Origin of the sequence: Balneola sp. (assembly GCA_003712055.1) — a bacterium.
GTDB lineage: Bacteria > Bacteroidota > Rhodothermia > Balneolales > Balneolaceae > RHLJ01.
In genome coordinates this window covers 75,724-96,873 of record RHLJ01000005.1, presented here as the reverse complement: position 1 = coordinate 96,873, position 21,150 = coordinate 75,724, and the positions used below count along the sequence as shown (strand labels likewise).

Here is a 21,150-nt window from a genome sequence, read left to right as displayed (position 1 = left end):
TTGTAAGCTTTTACTCATTAGATTTACGCTTATAGCAATGATGAAGGCGACTGAGAATCCTTGATTTTCTGGTTCGAACATTTGCACTGCTTAGCCCAAATTCCTCTGTAGCTTCATCTGTAGTTGCATCTGGCTTATCAATAAAATATTCAATAAACCGTCTTGATTTAGCTTTGAGTTCGTTTAAACAATCTTCAAGAATTCGCTGTCTTTCTTGATCTAATAGGTTTTTTATTTGCTCTTCTGGTTCATAAAGTACATTCAGAGCTTCTTCTTCATACTTAAATTTATGCTCTCTTTTACTATATCGTAAATACTCATGTCTGCATGATTTTATCAGATAACTAAAAATATATTTTTTCTCCTTAATGTTATCTTTTCTAATCTGTTCAAAAACATCAAGAAAGGCTTGTTGAACACATTCTTCTGCTGAATAACGCTCGGCATTCATTACTACCACCAGATAATCCTCTAACCTTGGTGTAAGTTCTTTTATTAGCCTCGCAGATGTAGTTTCGTCTCCTTTCTGAAGAGCTACAACTAACTCAGAATAATCAACTCTGTTTTTTGTCAAAAGAAACGACTAAAAGTTATTGTTAAGTACTACTTCAAACTCAAATTCTGAATAGCTATTTCGCAGAGAATATAAAACTCTACTTGATACTTAAAAACTATTATATGATTCAAATTTGGCTCTTTTTAGAGCTTAGATTAAGAAATCTTAACAAAAATTTGGTGTGTTTGAGTTTTTTAGGGTAGGTTAAAAGTGTAACAAAAGAGGTGAAAAAATCTCTTTATCTGGACTATAAATATAAATTTTAAAATCTAAGTAAAGATCATTTTTTTCGTAACAAATTCGATATAAAAAACTCTTTATCTGGACTAAAATTACAATCTAAAATCAAATACAATTTATTATGAAATCGCTTAAGTCTCTATTTACCCTACTTACTCTCGTTGCTATCTCTTTCGCCTGTGCTCCGGCCAACCAAACCCCGGCTACCACCGAAGCAACGCAACCTGAAGTAGAAATCACCATCACCGACGATGATGCAGCTTTCGCTGGCGGTCCTACCCGACCTATCCTCACTAAACCCGTCCTTTAATTTTAACCTTTATTTAATCCTAATTATAAAATCCAACAATCATCATGAAATCGCTTAAGTCTCTATTTACCCTACTTACTCTCGTTGCTATCTCTTTCGCCTGTGCTCCGGCCAACCAAACCCCGGCTACCACCGAAGCAACGCAACCTGAAGTAGAAATCACCATCACCGACGATGATGCAGCTTTCGCTGGCGGTCCTACCCGACCTATCCTCACTAAACCCGTCCTTTAATTTTAACCTTTATTTAATCCTAATTATAAAATCCAACAATCATCATGAAATCGCTTAAGTCTCTATTTACCCTACTTACTCTCGTTGCTATCTCTTTCGCCTGTGCTCCGGCCAACCAAACCCCGGCTACCACCGAAGCAACGCAACCGGAAGTAGAAATCACCATCACCGATGATGACGCTGCTTTTGCTGGCGGCCCTACCCGACCTATCCTCACTAAACCCGTCCTTTAATTTTTTCTTTTTTTGGTGTGAAAGAATGATCTGTGTGGTGTACATTCTTTAATGAAATTCATAATTCTATTATTTGGGTTATTTTTAGGTACAGAAGCAAGTTTAGATGAGCAGCTCATTAACCAAACCTATAAGTATATTGAAGCAATAGAGAAGGAAGAAAATCTCACGGAAAATTTCTGGGCCTTAAATGAGATTTTTAGCTCAACATGCCAGATACATAATTCTGTTTCACGAGCTATTTTCGGATCGACTAGTAGTATTAGATATTTTTTTTCTGAATATGGGTGCGGAGAAGATGAAGCTTCTAATAACACTAATAGACTTTTGAGGTTAAGTAATTTTGCCCTAAACCATGGTGACGTCAAAATTGCAAGTCTATATATCCTGTTAGAACCATCTGAAGTTCAAAGAACCGAGTTTTTTCAAAATTTTGACAGTAGTTGGTCTGAAAGTATTGATCAGAGAGAACTAGGATTACTTAGTAGTATTAATAACAAAGTTAAACTAGATATCAATGTTCTTCTAAATCCGGATATAGATTTAATCATAAATAGTATTCTGTTCACAAATAATACCAGTTATCTTCTCGATTCTGATTTTTTAAACTCTCTTGCTGAAACCTGGATTGAATACTTTAGGAAAGAGGGATTTAACAATGATCTTATTGATTCTATCCGCCTCATCAATCTTATGACTATTTTTTTTGAGATTGACCGCTATGAGGATTTGCAATATCTCTTACCTTTCATAAGTACAGAAGAGCTTTTCCCAATTTCAACTAATCTATCTCGGTATTTAAACATAGCCAACTATTCTCTTATCATAATTGGAAGATATGATGAGTCACTCCGGATCTTGAGAGAACAACTTATTCCATTATCAACATACCTAGGCTTCACACAAATGTATGAACAAGCTATATCTAGGAAAGCATTTAGCCTTTATTCATTAGGAAAGTTTGATGAAGCCAGGGTTGAGTATGAAAAGCTGTACAATGATCCAAACAGCTCCATTTCCAAATCTGAGTTATTCAATAACCTCAGTCTCTGCTATAGAAAACTTGGCCAAAAGAATAAATATTTAAATATGCAGTTCGATGCATTAATACAAGCCCAACAAGATTCGGTGTATAAACACGAGCTTATCATAATTCAAAACCTGTTCAGTTACTATACCGAAATAAAAGATGTTCAAACAGCTATTAGCTACCTAAATCAAGCAGAGAAAATTGCAAGTGATAACCACGATCGTTATGAATTAGCCATGCTTCATTTCTTTTCTGGCAGTTTTTATTGGGATTTTTTTAGTGATGCAAAAAAAGCCTTACAAGAACTTCAATTGGCTCAAACTGAATTAGATTCTGTCAATCATTTCAGTGACTATGTAAGGGTTCTGAAACAGGAAGCAGAAATTCTAGCCTCAATCAAGCAATGGGATAAAGCTTCTCAGAAATACCATAACTTAAAAGAACTTTCCATTCGAAGTTCAAATACCTCTTTCTATCTGGAGGCATTAATAGGGCTTACTAAAATTGCTTTTGAACAGGAAAATTTAACAGAGACATCCGAATTACTATCTGAAATCAAAATATACCCCCTCGACAATATTGAGTTTGAGCTTTTGGTGGATTACCGAACCATTGAGGCAAGATACCTTCAAAAACAAGGCGATTTAAGAGGCGCTTTTTTGCAGTTAGAACCTGTAATTGATCAAATTGTTAATCGAGAACGAACGAATATCAATTCACAAACAGGGTTCTGGTCTATACAGCCAGAATATTTGGAGGCCTTCAACGCGCTCATCAATATGGCTCTGGAGTCTGGTCAATTCGCTAAGGCAGTACAGTTGTTAGATGAAATTAAAACAATAAACGATGCTGCCTTATATAACAGTCCAATTCTGAGGGCCAAGAGATTATCCGAGCTAGACCTTGCTCAGGATCAAATGTTAAACAACCGTGTTCTCGATCTTAGAACTCAGTATCTAAATGTGTCATCGAATTCTAAAAAACTGGAACTGAAAGCAGAAATTGATCAGTTACAGGCTCAACGAGAACAGATCTTAAATAAAATCAGGAGGAATACTTCACTTGAGCCCCCATCAATATGGGCAGCACAGCGCAAACTTTCGGATGAAGAACTCATAATACATTTTGCTGAGGTAGGTAATGTATTGTATACAAGCTATATCTCCAGAAATGATATAAAGATTGTACCAATTGAATTTAGTTCTGAAGCAAAACAACTATTTATTTCTGGCGCTGATAACCTTGCTTCAGCAGAAACTGATTTAAATGAACTTCATCAAATTTATAATACACTTCGCCTTGAGCAAGAAATTCCTGAAGGCATTTCTAAGCTTACTGTTATACCTGACAACTATCTATATAGAATTCCATTAGAGGTTCTCCCGATCAAAAAGCCAGAATCAGCAACTAGCTATGGCTCTACCAGATACTTAATTGAGGAGTACACTATTAAGTATTTCACTTCTTTAAATGAATTTCAGGATAACACCAGAAAGAAAAAAACTAGTCATGGAATCAGCTTTTCTGCGTTTGCACTTTCCAATTTTGAAGCTTCTGGAAATGATCGCTTAGGTTCCCTTCCCTTTGCAACTAAAGAAGTGAGAGAAATAAGTTCGCATATGGTAAATTTTGAAGATCAGGAAATTTTCCTCGAGAGGAACGCTACCAAATCTTCATTCTTAAATATGGTATCAAACTCGGAAATCATTCATGTCGCCACTCATAGTGAAGTTTCCGAACAAGACCCTTTATTTTCTACCATTTATTTACGAGATGATTCTAATGACGGATTTTCTCCTTTATATGCTTATGAGCTCTTTGATGCAAATATGAACAATCAATTTATTATGCTGAATTCTTGTAGCTCGGGCTCAGGTAGCTATATACAAGGTGCCGGAGTTGTAGGAGTTAGCAGAGCATTAAGATATGCAGGAGCCAAGAGTCTGGCACTTAATTTATGGTCAGTTAATGACAAGTCGGCTTCCGAGTTTGCTTCCGTATTCTATTCTGATGTAAATGATGGTATTTCAAAGGAGGACGCAATTAGGTCTGCCAAATTGAACTTATTAAAAACCGGAAATGCTAACCCTTATTATTGGGGAGCATACATGCTTATAGGAAATCCTTCTCCTCTAACAAAAAAGCCAGCTAGTGCTGGCTTATTGTATCCAATATTCTTTGTAATAATTATTGGAGGAATCTTTTTAATCAGAGAAAACTCGTTTTAGGATTATCGGCTTTCTTCAAAAGCATCCAGGTAAGTCTTAGCGATCCTGCTATATCCCTGATCAAGCTCATATACATTTCTAAATGCAGATTCTGCTTTATCTAGCATACCTAATTGAAGATAAGTATTGGCTAAATACCAATATCCTTTATCCAGATTTTTTACGTCAATAGTATTTTGACTTATAACTCTTTCAAAACTCAAGAGAGCTGCGTCATATTCACCGTAATTATATTGAATTGATCCGAGAGTAAGAGAAATCTCTGCTACTAAATCCGGATCTTCAGTGCGGTCTATTTCTCTCTCGAGTAAAGTTACTGCTTGTTCTACATTTCCATTATTAGCTAGTTCAATAGCCTCGGCAATAACTTCAGTCGGGGTGAATAATTCGCTATCTCCACGAACCTCCCCCAAATCAAGTTCATTCACGGCCTGAAGAGAGAAGGTTTGGTCATTACCAGAGAAATTGATAACACTTATAACTCCAATTATAATTGCTATTGCTGCTGCTGTTCCATAGCTGGCAATTTTACGCAGTTTGTATACCGGAGCTGTATTCTTATTAAGCCTTTGTGATTCAATAACTGCTTTAATGTTGGCAACACTTTTAGTGTAATCCAAATAGTAACCGTCTTGTATTAACTCAGCCCAAAGTTCGTCGACTTGGTCTTGGCTTAGCTTTCCATTAACATATAAGTCAATTTTATGCTCCAAGTCTTTTTTGACATTACTTTCTATCATTATCTGATCGTTAGATATTGGTTTATTGTATTTATCTCATTTATTGGGATTTTTTTGATTGAGCAAAAAATACCGTCTTTTTTTGTTCACTTCTCTACAATATCTATTCCCTATAAAATTCAGCAATCGAATTATTTGCTCGTTAATTTGATTGCTTCAACTTTAAGAGAAAGATGTTAACTAATTGTTACACCAATAATTGAAATTATTTTTTAACTATTAACTGAACTAAAAGAGATGGTTAATTCGATAAAATGACAAACTTTAAGATTTTCTAATAAACCTATTCTCTCAATACTTTATTACCTAACTATCAATGAAAATAAAATTATTACACTTAAGAATACCCGCTCTTCTTATCTCCATTTTACTTATTAACTGTAGTTCTTCAAACGAAGCTTATCTCTCAGGCTCGATCGATTATATTGGAAATACTAATGCATATGTAGAAATCCCTCCTCTCCACTATAAATATTCAATTAAAGAACAGTACAATCTGGAGTTGGAAGGAGGAAACTTTGAGCTTTCTATCCCAGCTGATAAACCTATGATTGTCTGGTTATCGATTCAGGACGAGTCGTATCCTATTTATATAGAACCCGGAAAATCTTCTTCAATTACTATTAAACGAGCGGCATTTCCATTTGAAGTAGCCATTTCAGGAGATCATGAGAATTTAAATCTGAACTATCAGGAGTACCTTGAGGAAATAAATGGCTTAGACGCAGCTATTAAATTAGAGATGGATAAGTTTAAAGTTGGTCAAAAAAACTCAGCTCTTGCTTACAGTAAAGAAAAGCTAAGTCGTGCAGAAAAATACCTAAAAGGAACGCTCTTTGATCCACTCTATCAAAAAGTAGTTGGCGAAGATTTAGTATTAAAACTAAGAGCTGTTGAATACTCCGACCGCCATATTGGAAATTATGATGTAGATACTGCTCGACAAAAAGTTATTCAGGAGGCCGTTTCTAAAGACTTCTTCAGTCTTGATGTGCTTGAGTCTCAACGAGCCGGAATAAGGGACTTTACGCATTATTACTCCAGGACTTTTGGAGTGTATGATAGTGTAGTAAATGCTTTCCAAATGAATCTTGCTGAATATGATATCAAGCAAGTTGCCTATCCTGAGCTGGACGAAAAAAGAATGCAGGTGATTGAACACATTGAAGATCAGGATACAAAAGCTTATGCAGAAATGTTTTTAGTTGCAGAGAGAATTGGAGAGCAGCCATTCAGCATTTCAGAGCCTAGTTATTTAGCCTACTTGGAAGATTACGCTGAATTTGAAGAATACACAGAATTTCTTGGTTGGTTTTACAATGAAATTAAATCCGTTTCCCCAGGTCAACCTGCCGTACCCTTTTCTATTTCAGATCTGGAAGGTAACATCCACACGCTTTCAGATTATAAAGGAAAATTTGTACTTCTTGATTTTTGGGCAGGATGGTGTCAACCTTGCCTGGAAGAATTTCCGCACATGAGAGAAATATATAGTAGCTACAGTAGAGACGATTTTGAAATAGTAGCAATATCCACAGAAGTAGATAGTTTGGTTTGGGTACAAGACATCACTCGTTTTAAAAATCCATGGCCTCAACTTTATGGTGGCGATGGTATGCAGCAAGAAACTTTCAAAGCGTATAAAGGAGGAGGAATTCCTTTTTATATTTTGGTAGATCCTGATGGAAATATCTCAAGATATAATGATATTCGTCCCTCTTTCAATTTTACCGAAGTACTTGATAACTTAATAGAGCAATACAACAATTCATCTTCTACTCCATAATGAGACTTAAAGCACTAATTGTCCTCTCTACCATTCTACTGGGTTGCTCTGCCAAACCCGTTGAAGAAGCCTATGAAACCTCATACAGTGATCAAGAATTAGGCCAGCTCCTGGTTGTAGGATTCAGAGGTACAGAGATTGATTCGGAAAGTAGCATCGTTCAGGATATCAAAAATTACAACCTTGGCGGTGTTGTTTTGTTTGATTACGATGTTGAATCCAAGACTTATGGAAGAAATATAGAATCTGACGATCAACTTCTTAAGCTTGCCAGCGCTCTTGTAGCTTACTCTTCCACCCCTCCTATTATTTCTATTGATCAGGAAGGAGGAAAAGTTGCCCGATTAAAACCGAGCATGGGATTTCCTAAAACAGTTTCTGCACAATACCTGGGGGAAATAGATAATGAAGATTCAACCCGCTTTTATGCCCGAAGCATGGCTCAGGAATTCATGGTAGTTGGTGTAAACACTAATTTTGCCCCGGTACTTGATGTAAATACAAATCCGGATAACCCTGTTATAGCAAAATACGAGCGAAGCTTTTCCGACGACCCTTACAAAGTAGCGGAGCATGCGGGCTATATGATTGATGAGTTTGATGTAGAAGGAATATTAACCGTATTAAAACACTTTCCGGGACATGGCAGCTCTTCAGAGGACTCCCACCTGGGAGTTACTGATGTTACAAATAGCTGGAGCCCTGACGAACTTATTCCCTATCGAAAGCTATTCGAAGAAAAAAATATTAATGCAGTAATGACTGCCCATATTTACAATGCTAACCTCGATCCTGATTGGCCAGCCACAATGTCTCCTGCTACAATTAATGGACTATTGAGAGATTCTTTAGGTTTTGAAGGAGTTGTATTCTCCGACGATATGCAGATGGAAGCAATACGAGCAGAGTATGGCCTTGAAACTGCTATTGAACAGGCGCTGAATGCAGGAGTTGATATATTAATCTTTGGGAACAATTTGGTCTATGAAGAAGACATCGTAAAAAAGGCTGTTAATACCATTCAGAAGCTTATTGCAGAAGACAAGATAAGTGAAGAAACGATTGATGCTGCACTTGCAAGGGTTGCCAAGCTAAAAAAAGATGTAATCGAAGACCTCTGTACATGTCTGAACTTTTAGCAGAGTTAGTTATTCAAAAAACAGAAGAGTTTGTAAAAGACTCTCTTGAAGGGGATAGTGGGCATGATTGGTGGCATATCCATAGAGTAAGGAATACAGCTCTTACTCTAGCCAAAGAGGAAGGTGTAAATGAACTTGTCGTCGAGCTAGCTGCCCTCCTACATGATATAGCAGATCATAAATTTCATGGAGGCGATGAGTTATTAGGAGCTAGAGTAGCAAAGAAATGGCTTAGAAATTTCCCCATCCCAGAAACAACTACAAACCATATTTGTGAGATTATTGCCCATATATCCTTTAAGGGAGCTGGTGTTTCCACCCCAATGGAAACTATTGAAGGACAAATAGTTCAGGATGCCGATCGGCTGGATGCCATTGGAGCCATCGGTATTGCAAGAGCGTTTTCTTATGGTGGTTTCAGGCATCGCGAGATGTACAATCCAGACATCCCTCCTGTTATGCATTCTTCTTTTGAAGCTTATAAGAACAGTAAAGGGCATACTATTAATCATTTCTACGAAAAGCTCTTTCTACTCAAAGACCGAATGAACACAAGCTCAGGAAAGAAGATGGCTGAAGAACGTCACCACTTTATGGTTGAATATGTAGAACGATTTAAAAATGAGTGGAAAGGACTACATTAAAGGCTCTAATACTAAGTGAATCAATGGCCAGGTTCTTAAATCTTCTTAAACCTCTATTACTAGTTCTTATTAGTTCAATATTCGCAATCTTAATTTGTGAACTAGCTGTTCGGATTATCATTCCCCAAAATAAAATGGTGACCTGGCTTGAAATGCATGAAACCGGATTCATGATGAATCAATCGGGAGGAGAAGCATTTCAAGAATTTGATGACCGAAAAGCAGATTACAGATTCAATAAACACAGGCTCCGGGGAAAAGAAATTAATTTAGGAAAGGTTAACGTTTTAACCATAGGAGATTCCTTTACTTTTGGGCTACTTTTGAACGAAGAGCAAACCTATGTCCACCTTCTGCAGGAAAAAGCCGATGAATACTTCCCTGACTCTCTTCAGTTTTTAAACGGAGGCATTGGTGGTTCAGGCCTAGGAGACTGGCCTGGGTGGCTTGATACTCATGGAATCGACCTCGATATCGATTACCTGGTTTATTTCATGAATAGTGATGATATAAATCGAGCTCTGTCGAAAAATTTATATGTATATGATGAATCATTACCGGATTCACTAGAAAAATCTCAGCGCTGGACTCCTCGAGCTATACTACCCTATCTAGCCCATAAGAAATGGTATCGTTGGATACAGGCAAATTCTCAGCTTGGCAACATCGTAATTAAGCTCCTCTGGAGGAACTTATATTTCAAAGATCTGACTAAAAATTTTGACCCTCAAAAAAGTACCGTGAGAATCCCTGATTTGGATTCGTTTTCTGAAGAATCAGACTATTCCACTCTTCTTGGCACTGCTATTCTAGATAAAATAGAAAACTGGTGTACCCAAAATGGATGTGAGTTTATTGTAATAACGACTGGTTTCTTTGAGGAAAAGAAAATGTCGATGTATGACCAGCAATTTTACAAGTGGTATCAACTCTCCTCTGATCAGAAGGAAAACTTTTTTGATAACTATGCTTGTGTTCAAGACAAAATTATTTCAAGTTTGGATGAAATAAAAATCCCCGGCGATTCGCACCCAAATGAAGAAGGAGCACAAATTATCGCAAACTGTACTTGGGAGAAACTTATTACTACATTCGAAAATAACTAGCACAACTATCCATCCATGACTCTTACCCAGCTTTCATATATAGTAGCAGTTGATAAATACCGGCATTTTGCAACTGCAGCTCAAAAAATCTATATCACTCAGCCTACACTTAGTATGCAAATCCAGAAGCTGGAAGATGAATTAGGGGTTTTGATTTTTGATCGATCTAAAACACCAGTAATTCCTACTCAAATTGGTGAAGAGATTATTGAGAAAGCTAAAATCATACTTCGAGATTCCAAAGAAATCGAAGATGTAGCTGCACTTCGAGGAGACGAATTACAAGGTTCCTTCAAAGTGGGTATCATCCCGACTGTTGCTCCTTACCTAGTGCCTTTATTCTTAAAAAATTTCTCAGAGCAGCATCCTAAAGTAGAACTTACTTTCCAGGAGATGCTTACTTCTGAATTACTGGAGAATTTACATGACGATCATATCGATGTAGGGATTATCGCAACTGCAACTGATCAACATCTTTTTGAGGAAGAACTATTCCTTGAGCCCTTTCTTGGCTATATCTCCAACATGCATAAATTTGCTTCCAAGGATAAACTAGACTTAAAAGATCTGTATAAAGAAAACCTTTGGTTGCTCAACGAAGGCCATTGCTTCCGGGATCAGGCGATTAAGATTTGCCGAAAGGATAACGAGAAGCAGAATAAAGGCAATATCCAATTCCAAAGTGGAAATCTTGAAACCTTAAAGCGATTGGTTGAACAGGATTTCGGTATCACGCTTATGCCTTACCTATCTATGGAAGATCATGATACTCGATGTGCGAATGGTATAATCAAAGAGTTCAATGATCCAGTACCTACCCGCAAAATTCGACTGGTTTACAGCCGGGAGTTTTTAAAGAAGAATCTGATAGATGCTTTAGGTACTTCCATAAAGAATTCCATTCCTGAATCATTGAAAGTTCAGAAAGAAGAACTGGTAGTGGAGTAATATGAAGTGAGAGGTGAAAGGTCAGATACTTTCACTCATCACCTCTCTTCTTTCTCTTACCCATTCAATCTATGCTCTGCATAATGATACATTGCATCCCGCATGAATTGAGCCGTTCCTTTCGCATGTTTGTCATAAAATTCACTGAATTTAGGATCAGAGACATACATATCTCCCAGTCCTTTAAATATCTCAGCGGAAGTTTTATAAAACATCTCATTAGCCCGGTGCTGTCTCTTCATGAGAGCAATGACACCCTCAGAGTCTAAAGGACTACCGATTAACGTCGACATTTCTTTGGCGATAGTCTCCATCTCCTGAGAAACCGCTCTGGTGCCTTCCACTCCCATCGCTTTTATGTTATTCCACGATTCAGTCACGACCTCTTTGTCATAACTCTCTTCTACTTCTTTATACATGGCTACTACCTCTTCTTTAGAGAAACCATCATATAGATCTTGTATGTTCATTGTTATGTCCTCTTCCAGGTTATTTATGGTTTTGTCGATGGTTTGAATTAAGGTTTGAAGTCGATCAGTTTGCTTCAATAATTGAATTCGTTGGAATTTGAGCGCTCTTAGTTGATCAAAATTTGGATCGTCAAGCACTGGTTTGATTTCCTTTAATGGAAATCCAAGTTCCTTGAAAAACAATATCTGTTGAAGCCTATGGAGCTCTTTTTCTCCATAGTACCTATAGTTTGAATAGGCACTACGATTAGCTGGTTTTAACAACCCGATTTTATCGTAATGATGCAGGGTTCGAATGGTAATTCCAGCCAGACTAGCCAGTCGACTTACTGAATACTTTTCCATGACAATGTTGTTTGTTCATCACCAAGATAGGAACTGACGTAAGGTTAGAGTCAAGGAGATAATGAATATTCAACAAATAAGTCATGCTGAACTTGTTTCAGCATCTTAAGAAACGGCTCTGATTAAGAGCCTAGTTATGAATAATTTATAAGCCCTACAAAGATCCCGGAATAAATTCTGGATGACTTGGGCTACTCATCTAAATATTGGACAAAAGCATCAAAATAGCGTTGCGCCACTACTCGGGCTCCTTCTTCATTATAGTGTAATGCATCAGCCATATATTCATCGCTCCAGTTAGCAGACATATCTACTACTATCACAGGAGATGAGTTTGTGCTCTGTTGTTCTGCTACAGTAGTAATAGTAGCATTAAATTCATTGAGGAGTTGCTCTTGTTCTGGAGTTATAGCATCAGAACGAGCTGGAGCAATTTGTTCAAGTACAATTACCAGATTTTCATTTGTAGCCTGTAATTGGTCAATAATCTCATTAATATTTTCTATTACTTCAGAAATAGGGTCTTCAGCCAATAAGTCATTACCTCCTATACCCAATAAAACAATATCCGGTTGAGGAACAGAAAGTAAGATGAAGTTCATTGTTCTAAGAACATCCTCTGTCTCAAACCCAACAACTCCAGCATGATCATCATCAAATGACCTTCCCTGGTAATCTGCATAACCACCTACATGATCTGCATCTGTGTACGGCCCAACCATGTCGAACTCTAGTTCAGAATCAACCAATAATTTCCAAAGTTCATAGCGATAGCTCTCAAAAGCTGGACGTGCACCATCTACTCTTGAATCTCCAATAGGAAGAATCTGATTTAAAGAGGTATCGGGTGCGACGGGATCTTCGTTATCGCAAGAATACACAGTAAAAAGAAGTACTAAAAAGAGAGCTAGTTTTTTCATGAAAATAGTTTTATTGGTAGAAGTTACATCTCTGAAACAACGGAATAAAGAGTTACGCTACTTTAAATGCCATGCTGAACCTGCCCTCCGAATATATTCTTCGGGAGGCTGGCTTGTTTCAGCATCTTAAGAAACGGCTGTGGTCAAGACATAAGTGATAAACAGCTTTTAAACTCCACAAAGATCCCGAAATAAATTCGGGATGACTTTAGAGGCAAGCATACTAGGACGCTTACGCCAGCTTAGGAATTCTAATCCATTAGCCTAAACCAATCTTTTACTGTAAGCTCCAATCTCACGACTTCATCATCTGCTAATGGACTGCAATGTGCAATTGGTCCGCGAAGTTGATTTAGATTTGTCATAATTCGTTGAAAAGATCTTTTTCCACGTTGGAATAATTCATCGAATGCTTCCCAATTACCAATAACTATTTGACTTAATTCCCCAAAAGTAGTGTAATCAATTTTTTCATCTGACCTAATAGTAAAACCTGAATCTTCATCTCTTTTTATATTAGTAGTTACGTTGGTTTTTATAGTCTCGTCAACTTGATTTTCCCACCAGTCCTCTCCGTATTTTTCATACATCAATTCTGAGATTAAAGTCCTTATAGATTTCTCAAGACAATAAAAAACCTCGTAATGCTCAGCCATTAATTTAGCTTCTATTCTTAGGTCTGAGCCAAATTGCAGATAATAATCTTTTCTTTGAACTTCAGCTTTTTTTTCTCTTTGAAGATCTAAGTCAAACTCTTGTTCAACCTTATCCAGGTGATGTTCGGTTAAAGAATTTGCAACAGTAAATAATTTTATCTTATCGATATTACTCATCTAACAAGTTTTCCTTCAATGATTTAAATATTGCATTATAGATTGCCGGATCATCTGTTTTGGGGAGTACAAGATTAATTGTATAGTTTAATCCTAGATTTAAATTATTTGAATTGGTGCTTTTTTTTGTGTTGATCCTGTAGGAGGTGGGCTTTCAGAATCATTTTCTTCTTCATCAGGAAGACCAGAAACACTGCTTTCAAAATTGGCAAAATCTTTTGCATACTTATATGTCCTAACGATATACTTAAGCACAGCGTCATCGTGGGCCTTACTTGTAATCTCACCAATTAATTTGGTTAATTCCTTATCATCTAAATCGTGGGCATACTCGTTCCTTGTATACAATTCGGAATAACCAATTCTGAGTGCTCTTGCCATTGCAGAACCCCGGTAATCTGGATTCCTAAAGTTCTTATATATTTGTGTTGGAGTACCATCATCATTTAACATCCCACATTTTTTTGCCCAAGAAATAAATCTCCTCTGATTTCCTCCAGGGAATCCGAGCTTAGTGCCCAAGAAATCACTATTAAATGATACCGGTACAGTAGCAGAAACAATTTTTTCTAAAATTTTTGGTAGTGATCCTGGAGTTGGTAGATAAGGTAAGTTGATGCTCATTTCTCTTTGCCAATATATTTACAGTTCTTATAATTATACTTAATGTGTGTGATAAATGATAGATATTGATACACTTAATATATCTAGCAATTTTTAATTCTTTATGGTCATAAAAAATCTTTTTTGATCCCTATGACATAATGTTGTCAGTCTGCTTCTCTATCTTTTCTTTCCAAAATCGAATGTTCTTTGTTGGATATTGTTTATCAATTTATAACGTCATCCTGAGGCTACCGCCGAAGGATCAGCTTACTTCTTAGAATTGCTGATTCTTCGCTATGCTCAGAATGACTACTAGACTATGCTCAAAATCAGAAAAGCAGGATATCACGGCATACTACTCCCGGAAGTGGGAGTTGGACTAGACTATTCGGGAACCAAAGCCCAGCATATCTTCATCTCCCATGCTCATGCCGATCATGTTCCTCAAAACAAAAAATTAAGCGTTTACGCTACCCCTCCCACTGCCAGCTTTATGAAACTGAGAGGATTCAGAGGTACAGTCACTCCCCTTCCTTTTGGGAAGCCACTTGAAACAGATACAGCGCGCATCACTTTCTATCCAGCCGGCCATATCCTGGGTTCAGCTATGACTTTTGTTGAAAGTGATTATGGCAATGTACTGTATACCGGAGATTATCGAACACCTCCATCCCCTGCTACCGAAGGCTTCGAACTACCTGAAGCTCAAATTGATACCTTTATCACCGAAGCCACATTTAGCTTACCGATTTATAAATGGAAGGCTGAGAAAGAGCTGGCAAACCAGATCAGGAGTTTCGCTTCTAAAAATCTGGAACAAGGCATTACTCCCATTTTTACTGCATATAACCTTGGGAAAGCACAAGAACTGATGTTCATTCTGAAAGAGTTAAATCATCCGATGCAAATTCATGGAGCCGGATATAAGTTGTGTTCTGTTTATGAAGAACATGGATTCTCATTAGGAAACTATGAAACCTATGACCGGGAAAGCTGTGAAGGCAAGATACTAATTTGTCCAAGTTCAGCACTTGGTACCGGCTTTGCCAGCAATGTGAAGAAAAAGAAAGTGGCATACTGTTCCGGATGGGCAGCCAATGAATCACGACAAACACAGCTTACGGTAGATGAACTCATTCCCATTTCTGATCACCTGGACTTCTTTGAACTGATTTCCCTTTGCAAGCAACTAAGCCCAAAAAAAGTGCTTATCACTCATACTCCTAATCCCAGGGTAGTACAGCATTATCTGGATGGTTTGGGAATTAACTCCGGTTTTCTGGATTTGGAGGCAGTGGATAATGAATAAGCAATTTGCCATTTCGAAACCTAAAAAACCCACCCCTCAATCCCCTCCATGGGAGGGAACGCTCTTCGACCTAAAATCGAACAAACTTATTAAGTCTCCCCTCTTTAGAGGGGAACAAGGGGTGTGTCAGTAATGCAAAAAGCTAATACTTTCCGGAGGCTTGCTGAAATTGCCCAAACCATTTCGAACACCCGGGGAAATAATGCAAAGATTAAACTGGGTGCTGACTACTTCCGTTCTATTCAAGCTGATGAGGATTTGAGACTTGCAGTCCGCTACCTAAGCGAAGGAGCTTTCTCTTCCGTTTCTGGAAAACGAGCTTCTGTAGGCTATAGAACTATTGCTACTCTGGCAGCCGAGTTCTGTGAAATTGATTATGAACTGGTATTCAAACCTAGTCGAACGGCTACCGGAAGTTCTTCAGAAACAATTCAACGTTTATTCGAAAATATTCCTGAAGCTAGAGAAAAGTGGTCTAATACTGAACTGGGCCTTCAAGAAGTCGATTCCATCTTCGAGCAACTTTATATCACTTCTAAAAGAGAGTTCAAGAATCAGATTCTTTGGGAAACCTGGACCAAACTGACACCTCTTGAAGTCAAATACTTCCTTCGAATACTGGGACAGGGTTCCCTCCGCATCGGGTTTGAAACGAAGAGTGTAGAAAACGCCATCTCCAAGGCCTTTAGTCAACCCCTGGAGCAAGTTCGATACGCCCGAATGATCACCGGCAGCATTGAAGAAACTGCACTCATGGCAAAAAATGATCGCTTGGGTGACGCCACTTTTGAGATGTTCAGTCCCATAGCCTTTATGCTCGCTTCTCCTATCGAAAGCAGAGCAGTAGAGAATCTTTCCGAATATATCGCTGAAGAAAAGTTTGATGGTATGCGATGCCAGGCTCATATAGCCAATGGCAAAGTGAAATTATTCTCCAGAGATCTGAATGAAATTACCGGCTCCTTCCCCGAGATTCTTGAGTTCTTCGAACAACGAAATGTACCTCCTATAGTATTGGATGGAGAAATCTGTGTATTCAAAGAAGACACCATCATGCCTTTTCAGATGCTCCAAAAACGAATGGGAGTTAAGAAACCGTCTGCAATACTCCTTGAGGAATACCCAGTGCTTTTCATCGCTTATGATATACTGTTTTTAGACGGACAACCTTTGTTTGACGAAACACTATCCGAAAGAAGAAAGAAATTAGAACATCTATCAGTTACACATACACTTCCGCTCACTTCACAAATGCTAATAAGTGATGAAGATGATGTAGAAGAGCTTTTCCAACGAGCATTGAACCATGGTAATGAAGGGCTCATGCTGAAACGAAAAGATTCAACTTATGAATATGGACAAAGAAAAAAGTCCTGGTTAAAAGTAAAGAAGCCTAGTGGTTCATTGGATACCGTAATGCTTTATGCTCATGCAGGAAGTGGAAAGCGAGGTGGAACCTATTCTGATTTCACATTGGGTATTTCAGTAAAAGATGATGAACGTTACGAAGAAGAATTCATTCCCATAGGAAAAGCTTATGGTGGGTACTCTGATAAAGAGCTTAAAAAGATGAACGCCCTCATTAAAGAAATTACTCTAGAGCGCTTTGGCCCCACCCTTTTGTTAAAACCGCATTTAGTAATAGAACTCGAATTCGAAGATATACAAGTTAATAAAAGAACAAAGGCTAAGTACACATTGCGTTTCCCACGGTTCAAAGCCATACGGTGGGATCTATCCCCTTCTGACGCAGATACTCTTAAAGAAGTGGAACGCCTGTATCAAGAAAAAATAAGTCAGGAACGAGATCGACAAGGTAAAAATCCATCATTTACCTTCTCTAGGATATGATTTAGTTACCCTACATATACCCTACATTTCTAATTATTTGTAACAATTCATTCTATTATCATCTTTGAATTAGCTTATCAATTAATACAGGGTATTATGAGTTATTTTTCAAAATACGTCGCGCGTAACGTTGCGATTTTTTCTTTTTTGATGTTTTCCACCCCGCTATTCGCTCAAAATATTTCCATTCCGGGAATTACGGGCGTCGATTTCGATACAACGGGAGGAAGCTATACCATTTCTTTTTCCACGAACTTTAATGTTCATGGAATAGATATTACTTCGTCTGGGTTAACTCTAAGTTATAATGACGTTGATGAAATACTCTCTCTTTATGGAACAGCTTCCGCATCTTTTGACGGAGAAAGTATGGACGTTGGTTTTGGAGATGCCGACACTCCCGGCCTGGTAATAACCAACGGGAGTCTTACAGAAGTTGCATTATCAATTACTGACGAATTTACCCTTCGGTCTCTGTCGGTAACTCCCGAAGGCCTGGGCTTTGAATGGACAGGAAGTACCAACTTTGCTATATATGGCGGCCTTACTGCCGAGTTGGGAGACGACACCTTTGATGCCGATGTGGGAGATCTATCTGATCCTGGCATAGTGATAGAAAATGGGGATATAATACAGATTGATATGAGTATCTCCGGAGAATTTTCTATCAAGCAGCTATCAATCACTCCAGATGAATTGACATTCATCTACTCCGAAGCAGATTCCCAATATGAGATTTATGGAAATGTTACTGCTAATTTTGATGGCACCCAGGTTGAGGGTGCTTTAGGTGATGAAGATGATCCCGGTTTTTTAATTGAGAATGGAGATTTAACACATCTCAACATTGGCGTTACAGCCGATTTCGATGTAAAAGGAGTAACTGTTTCTCCTGATGGAATGACATTCGAGTATGATTCCGGAAATGACTACTTCGAAATGTATGGTTCGGTTTCTGTTAAATTTGATAGCGAAGAAATTGATGCGACATTTGGCGATGCAGATGATCCCGGATTGGTTTATGAAAACGGAAGCATCAATCATGTAAACTTTAGCCTTACTGCTGATTTCGAAATTAAGAGCCTGGCTATTGTTCCTACCGATCTCACCTTTGAATATGACTCAGGAAACGATTATTTCGAGATGTATGGTGATCTTACCTTCAAAATTGGTAGTGATGAACTAACCGCCAATATGGGTGATGCTGACGATCCAGGTTTAACTTATGATAACAACAGCATACAACATGTGAACATTGGTGTAACCGCTGATTTTTCCCTGGAAGGACTCAAAATAAAGACCACTGATCTGGGTGCTGAATGGAATAGCGGATCAGACTATCACATTTACGGAGATGCAGATCTGAGCATTGATAGCGAAAACATAGACGTAGACTTTGGTACTTTCAGTGACCCCGGAATTGTAGTTCGAAATGGGAACCTCCACTCCTTCGAAGTAGATGTTAATAGCGACCTGAAGCTGGGCAACCTGGAGGTAGAGACCAAAGATCTGGATATCAAATACTCCAGTAGTAAATACGAAGTAACCGGTGAAATGTCGATTACCGAAGTATTCTCCCTTTCTGTTACTCTTGGTGAAGGAAGTCAGGGAGGTCTTGAGATTGACGTAAGTGGTTCTGAACCTCGCTTCAAAGTAGAAGCCCTGGAAATCGACATCGAACATGCTAACCTTGGTGCGATTGACCTAAAAAAACTCGATCTCAAGTTTAACAGTAGCGGGATTGAAGAATCAGATGTTAGTGTGGTATTCCCTCAGGGATGGGAAATTGATGCTGTTATGAAGTTCACAGGTAATCCTGCTAAACTGAACAGTATTGAAATTGATTACCGTGCAGATAACATTGGCGAAGCCATTGAAATCTTCGAAGGAGTTCAGCTAACCTTGTTAGGAGCATCGGTAGATAACCTTACCAAACCTTCAGAACTAACAGTTACGGGCTCAATTGAAACCATTTATGGGGGTGGGTTCACCCTTGATGGCAAATCAGCTACCCTGCTCCAGATGAGAGATGATGTAACCATTGAGCCGAATTTCTTTGAAATAAATGGCGATGTAAACGTTGGAGCCTACCGTTCCGGATCCGATTCATGGCATTCATTGATAGGAAGTGGGGACATTGACCTGTCTATTGGTACAATTACTTACTATCTGCCATTTGGAGAGTCTTTCTGCAACAGATTACCTGCAGGCTCTTGTTTGGTAAGAGAGTGGAGTGGTGTAAAGGCAAGTGCTAATATTAAAATACCAGGTGACCCTCTTATTGAGGCAAGTGCAACAGTTACCCTTGATACGCACCGAAATTTCGATGCCCTTGTAGATGTAGAATTCATTGTACCACATTGGGTTCCGTTTATCGGTGGCAAACACTATGGTAGTGTAGATGGTGCTGTTCGATACAAACATGGCGATCTGCACCATAGCTATGGCGCTGGCTGGGTTCGTATCAAAACCTTCTGGCACACTTACCATGTAGGTGCTGAGTACAACTTTGGTAGTAGAAAGGTATCAAAAATTGGTAGTGGCACCATCAGCAGTATTCAAAGGGAAATAAATGACGACCAAAGTAAAGCTGTTGCCGATGGTACTGCTCCTCAAATGGTCATACATACCTTTGATGTAACCGATCCAATGCCAAACACAATGCTTATTGAGATTGACTGGGCTGAGGCATCAGATTCTGCCCTAATCTCGGTAATTGGTCCCGGAGGAAATTATGAGTTAACTAAAGGGGTAGTTTTATCGGAAAATGACAGTACCACAACACCAACTCTTACTTATGAAGAGAACATGGATGTAGTATTCGGTGATACCTCTTCCATTTTCTTGTATACCTCGCCCTCAGCGTTCAATGAAGATTCGAGTATGGCCAAAGCTAAACTGTTAGATGGTCGGTATCAATTGGTGATTTCATTTTTCGATCAAGCAACAGCCATCGATTCAGTAACCTTTACTCCGTTATGGCAGGCACCAGATGTATCGATTTCCGCATCGAAAACAGATGACAATCGCTTTGAACTGGAAATGGACTATTGGAGTACACTACCCGATTCTACAATCCTTTCTTTCTATGTAGCTTCTTCAGCAGAAACTACCGATGGGAAATTAATTGATCATGTAGATGCAAGTAACTTTGATGAAGAGGGTTATGGAACAGAAACTTATGAACTAATCCCTGATTTTGTAACCGGAGCTGATACACTCTATTTCTACGGAATTATCGAGGATGGTGAGAATCCACCTGTGAAAACAGAAGTTACTCAAGGCTTTGCTTATCAACCGGATATCATCGGACAGTTAGTATTCCCTACAGGAGCTGATTCACTAAAAGAAAGGCAGCGTGTATTTATTGATGAAGACGTTGACGGCAGTTTTGATGTGGAATCTACCGGAGGCTTGGAGCTCTTTGCAATAACCGATTCCAGTGGCTTCTTTGCCATAAGCGGATTGACTTCAGATGAAGAATATGAACTACGAATCGTATTGCCCGAAGGGTATCGAATCGTTGGAGAAACCGACCGATTTGGTTCTGAAATCATACAGTTTGATGGAACTCCTCAAACTATTGTAATAACCATGGAAGCTTACACTGAGGAGGACTAATC

General features: G+C 38.4%; 17 protein-coding genes and 1 pseudogene. 12 read left to right on the top strand and 6 right to left on the bottom strand.

Features of this window, described 5'->3' with window-relative positions:
• Window positions 1–10 precede the first annotated feature (10 nt).
• Window positions 11–574: a sigma-70 family RNA polymerase sigma factor gene (locus ED557_12405; protein RNC79930.1), complete on the bottom strand. Its 564-nt coding sequence runs from the start codon at window positions 572–574 to the stop codon at window positions 11–13.
• Between the two features lie 343 nt (window positions 575–917).
• Here ED557_12405 and ED557_12400 point away from each other — a divergent pair, with 343 nt between their 5' ends.
• The 4 genes from ED557_12400 to ED557_12385 are packed head-to-tail and all read left to right on the top strand — an operon-like array spanning window position 918 to window position 4,830.
• The gene (locus ED557_12400; GenBank protein ID RNC79929.1) at window positions 918–1,106 is read left to right on the top strand and encodes a hypothetical protein; all 189 of its coding nucleotides are present in this window, start codon (window positions 918–920) and stop codon (window positions 1,104–1,106) included.
• Between the two features lie 44 nt (window positions 1,107–1,150).
• Window positions 1,151–1,339, top strand: coding sequence for a hypothetical protein (locus ED557_12395; GenBank protein ID RNC79928.1), 189 nt, complete (start codon window positions 1,151–1,153; stop codon window positions 1,337–1,339).
• Between the two features lie 44 nt (window positions 1,340–1,383).
• On the top strand, window positions 1,384–1,572 hold the full coding sequence (locus ED557_12390; GenBank protein ID RNC79927.1) for a hypothetical protein: 189 nt from the start codon (window positions 1,384–1,386) through the stop codon (window positions 1,570–1,572).
• Between the two features lie 51 nt (window positions 1,573–1,623).
• Window positions 1,624–4,830 carry a CHAT domain-containing protein gene (locus ED557_12385; GenBank protein RNC79926.1) on the top strand — a complete coding sequence of 1,069 codons (3,207 nt, stop codon included), beginning with the start codon at window positions 1,624–1,626 and terminating at the stop codon, window positions 4,828–4,830.
• A gap of 2 nt (window positions 4,831–4,832) precedes the next feature.
• Here the strand turns inward: ED557_12385 and ED557_12380 are convergent, their stop codons facing one another.
• Window positions 4,833–5,570, bottom strand: a complete 738-nt coding sequence (locus ED557_12380) for a tetratricopeptide repeat protein (protein RNC79925.1) — start codon at window positions 5,568–5,570, stop codon at window positions 4,833–4,835.
• A gap of 316 nt (window positions 5,571–5,886) precedes the next feature.
• On the opposite strand from ED557_12380, the gene ED557_12375 reads away from it, so the two are divergent.
• The 5 genes from ED557_12375 (at window position 5,887) to ED557_12355 (ending at window position 11,193) form a co-directional block, all read left to right on the top strand.
• Window positions 5,887–7,356: a TlpA family protein disulfide reductase gene (locus ED557_12375; protein RNC79924.1), complete on the top strand. Its 1,470-nt coding sequence runs from the start codon at window positions 5,887–5,889 to the stop codon at window positions 7,354–7,356.
• On the top strand, window positions 7,356–8,495 hold the full coding sequence (locus ED557_12370) for a glycoside hydrolase family 3 protein (GenBank protein RNC79923.1): 1,140 nt from the start codon (window positions 7,356–7,358) through the stop codon (window positions 8,493–8,495). Before ED557_12375 ends, ED557_12370 begins: the two co-directional genes overlap by 1 nt.
• Window positions 8,480–9,139 carry an HD domain-containing protein gene (locus ED557_12365; GenBank protein RNC79922.1) on the top strand — a complete coding sequence of 220 codons (660 nt, stop codon included), beginning with the start codon at window positions 8,480–8,482 and terminating at the stop codon, window positions 9,137–9,139. Before ED557_12370 ends, ED557_12365 begins: the two co-directional genes overlap by 16 nt.
• A gap of 134 nt (window positions 9,140–9,273) precedes the next feature.
• Window positions 9,274–10,245 carry a hypothetical protein gene (locus ED557_12360; GenBank protein RNC79921.1) on the top strand — a complete coding sequence of 324 codons (972 nt, stop codon included), beginning with the start codon at window positions 9,274–9,276 and terminating at the stop codon, window positions 10,243–10,245.
• Between the two features lie 15 nt (window positions 10,246–10,260).
• Complete coding sequence (locus ED557_12355; GenBank protein ID RNC79920.1) at window positions 10,261–11,193, top strand: LysR family transcriptional regulator; 933 nt, start codon at window positions 10,261–10,263, stop codon at window positions 11,191–11,193.
• Between the two features lie 56 nt (window positions 11,194–11,249).
• Here ED557_12355 and ED557_12350 read toward each other — a convergent pair whose 3' ends face one another.
• From ED557_12350 to ED557_12335, 4 genes and pseudogenes are all read right to left on the bottom strand, one after another.
• Window positions 11,250–12,008 carry a MerR family transcriptional regulator gene (locus ED557_12350; GenBank protein RNC79919.1) on the bottom strand — a complete coding sequence of 253 codons (759 nt, stop codon included), beginning with the start codon at window positions 12,006–12,008 and terminating at the stop codon, window positions 11,250–11,252.
• A gap of 191 nt (window positions 12,009–12,199) precedes the next feature.
• On the bottom strand, window positions 12,200–12,928 hold the full coding sequence (locus ED557_12345; protein RNC79918.1) for a hypothetical protein: 729 nt from the start codon (window positions 12,926–12,928) through the stop codon (window positions 12,200–12,202).
• Between the two features lie 251 nt (window positions 12,929–13,179).
• The gene (locus tag ED557_12340; protein RNC79917.1) at window positions 13,180–13,761 is read right to left on the bottom strand and encodes a hypothetical protein; all 582 of its coding nucleotides are present in this window, start codon (window positions 13,759–13,761) and stop codon (window positions 13,180–13,182) included.
• Window positions 13,754–14,385, bottom strand: a pseudogene (locus tag ED557_12335) (hypothetical protein). Before ED557_12335 ends, ED557_12340 begins: the two are co-directional and overlap by 8 nt.
• A gap of 301 nt (window positions 14,386–14,686) precedes the next feature.
• Between ED557_12335 and ED557_12330 the strand changes: the two are divergent.
• The 3 genes from ED557_12330 to ED557_12320 all read left to right on the top strand — a co-directional run bounded on the left by ED557_12330 (window position 14,687) and on the right by ED557_12320 (window position 21,148).
• Window positions 14,687–15,676, top strand: coding sequence for a hypothetical protein (locus ED557_12330; GenBank protein ID RNC79916.1), 990 nt, complete (start codon window positions 14,687–14,689; stop codon window positions 15,674–15,676).
• 132 nt (window positions 15,677–15,808) lie between these two features.
• Complete coding sequence (locus ED557_12325; protein ID RNC79915.1) at window positions 15,809–17,527, top strand: ATP-dependent DNA ligase; 1,719 nt, start codon at window positions 15,809–15,811, stop codon at window positions 17,525–17,527.
• 150 nt (window positions 17,528–17,677) lie between these two features.
• A complete protein-coding gene (locus ED557_12320; GenBank protein ID RNC79914.1) occupies window positions 17,678–21,148 on the top strand; it encodes a hypothetical protein in 3,471 nt (1,156 codons plus the stop codon).
• The last annotated feature ends 2 nt before the right edge of the window (window positions 21,149–21,150 follow it).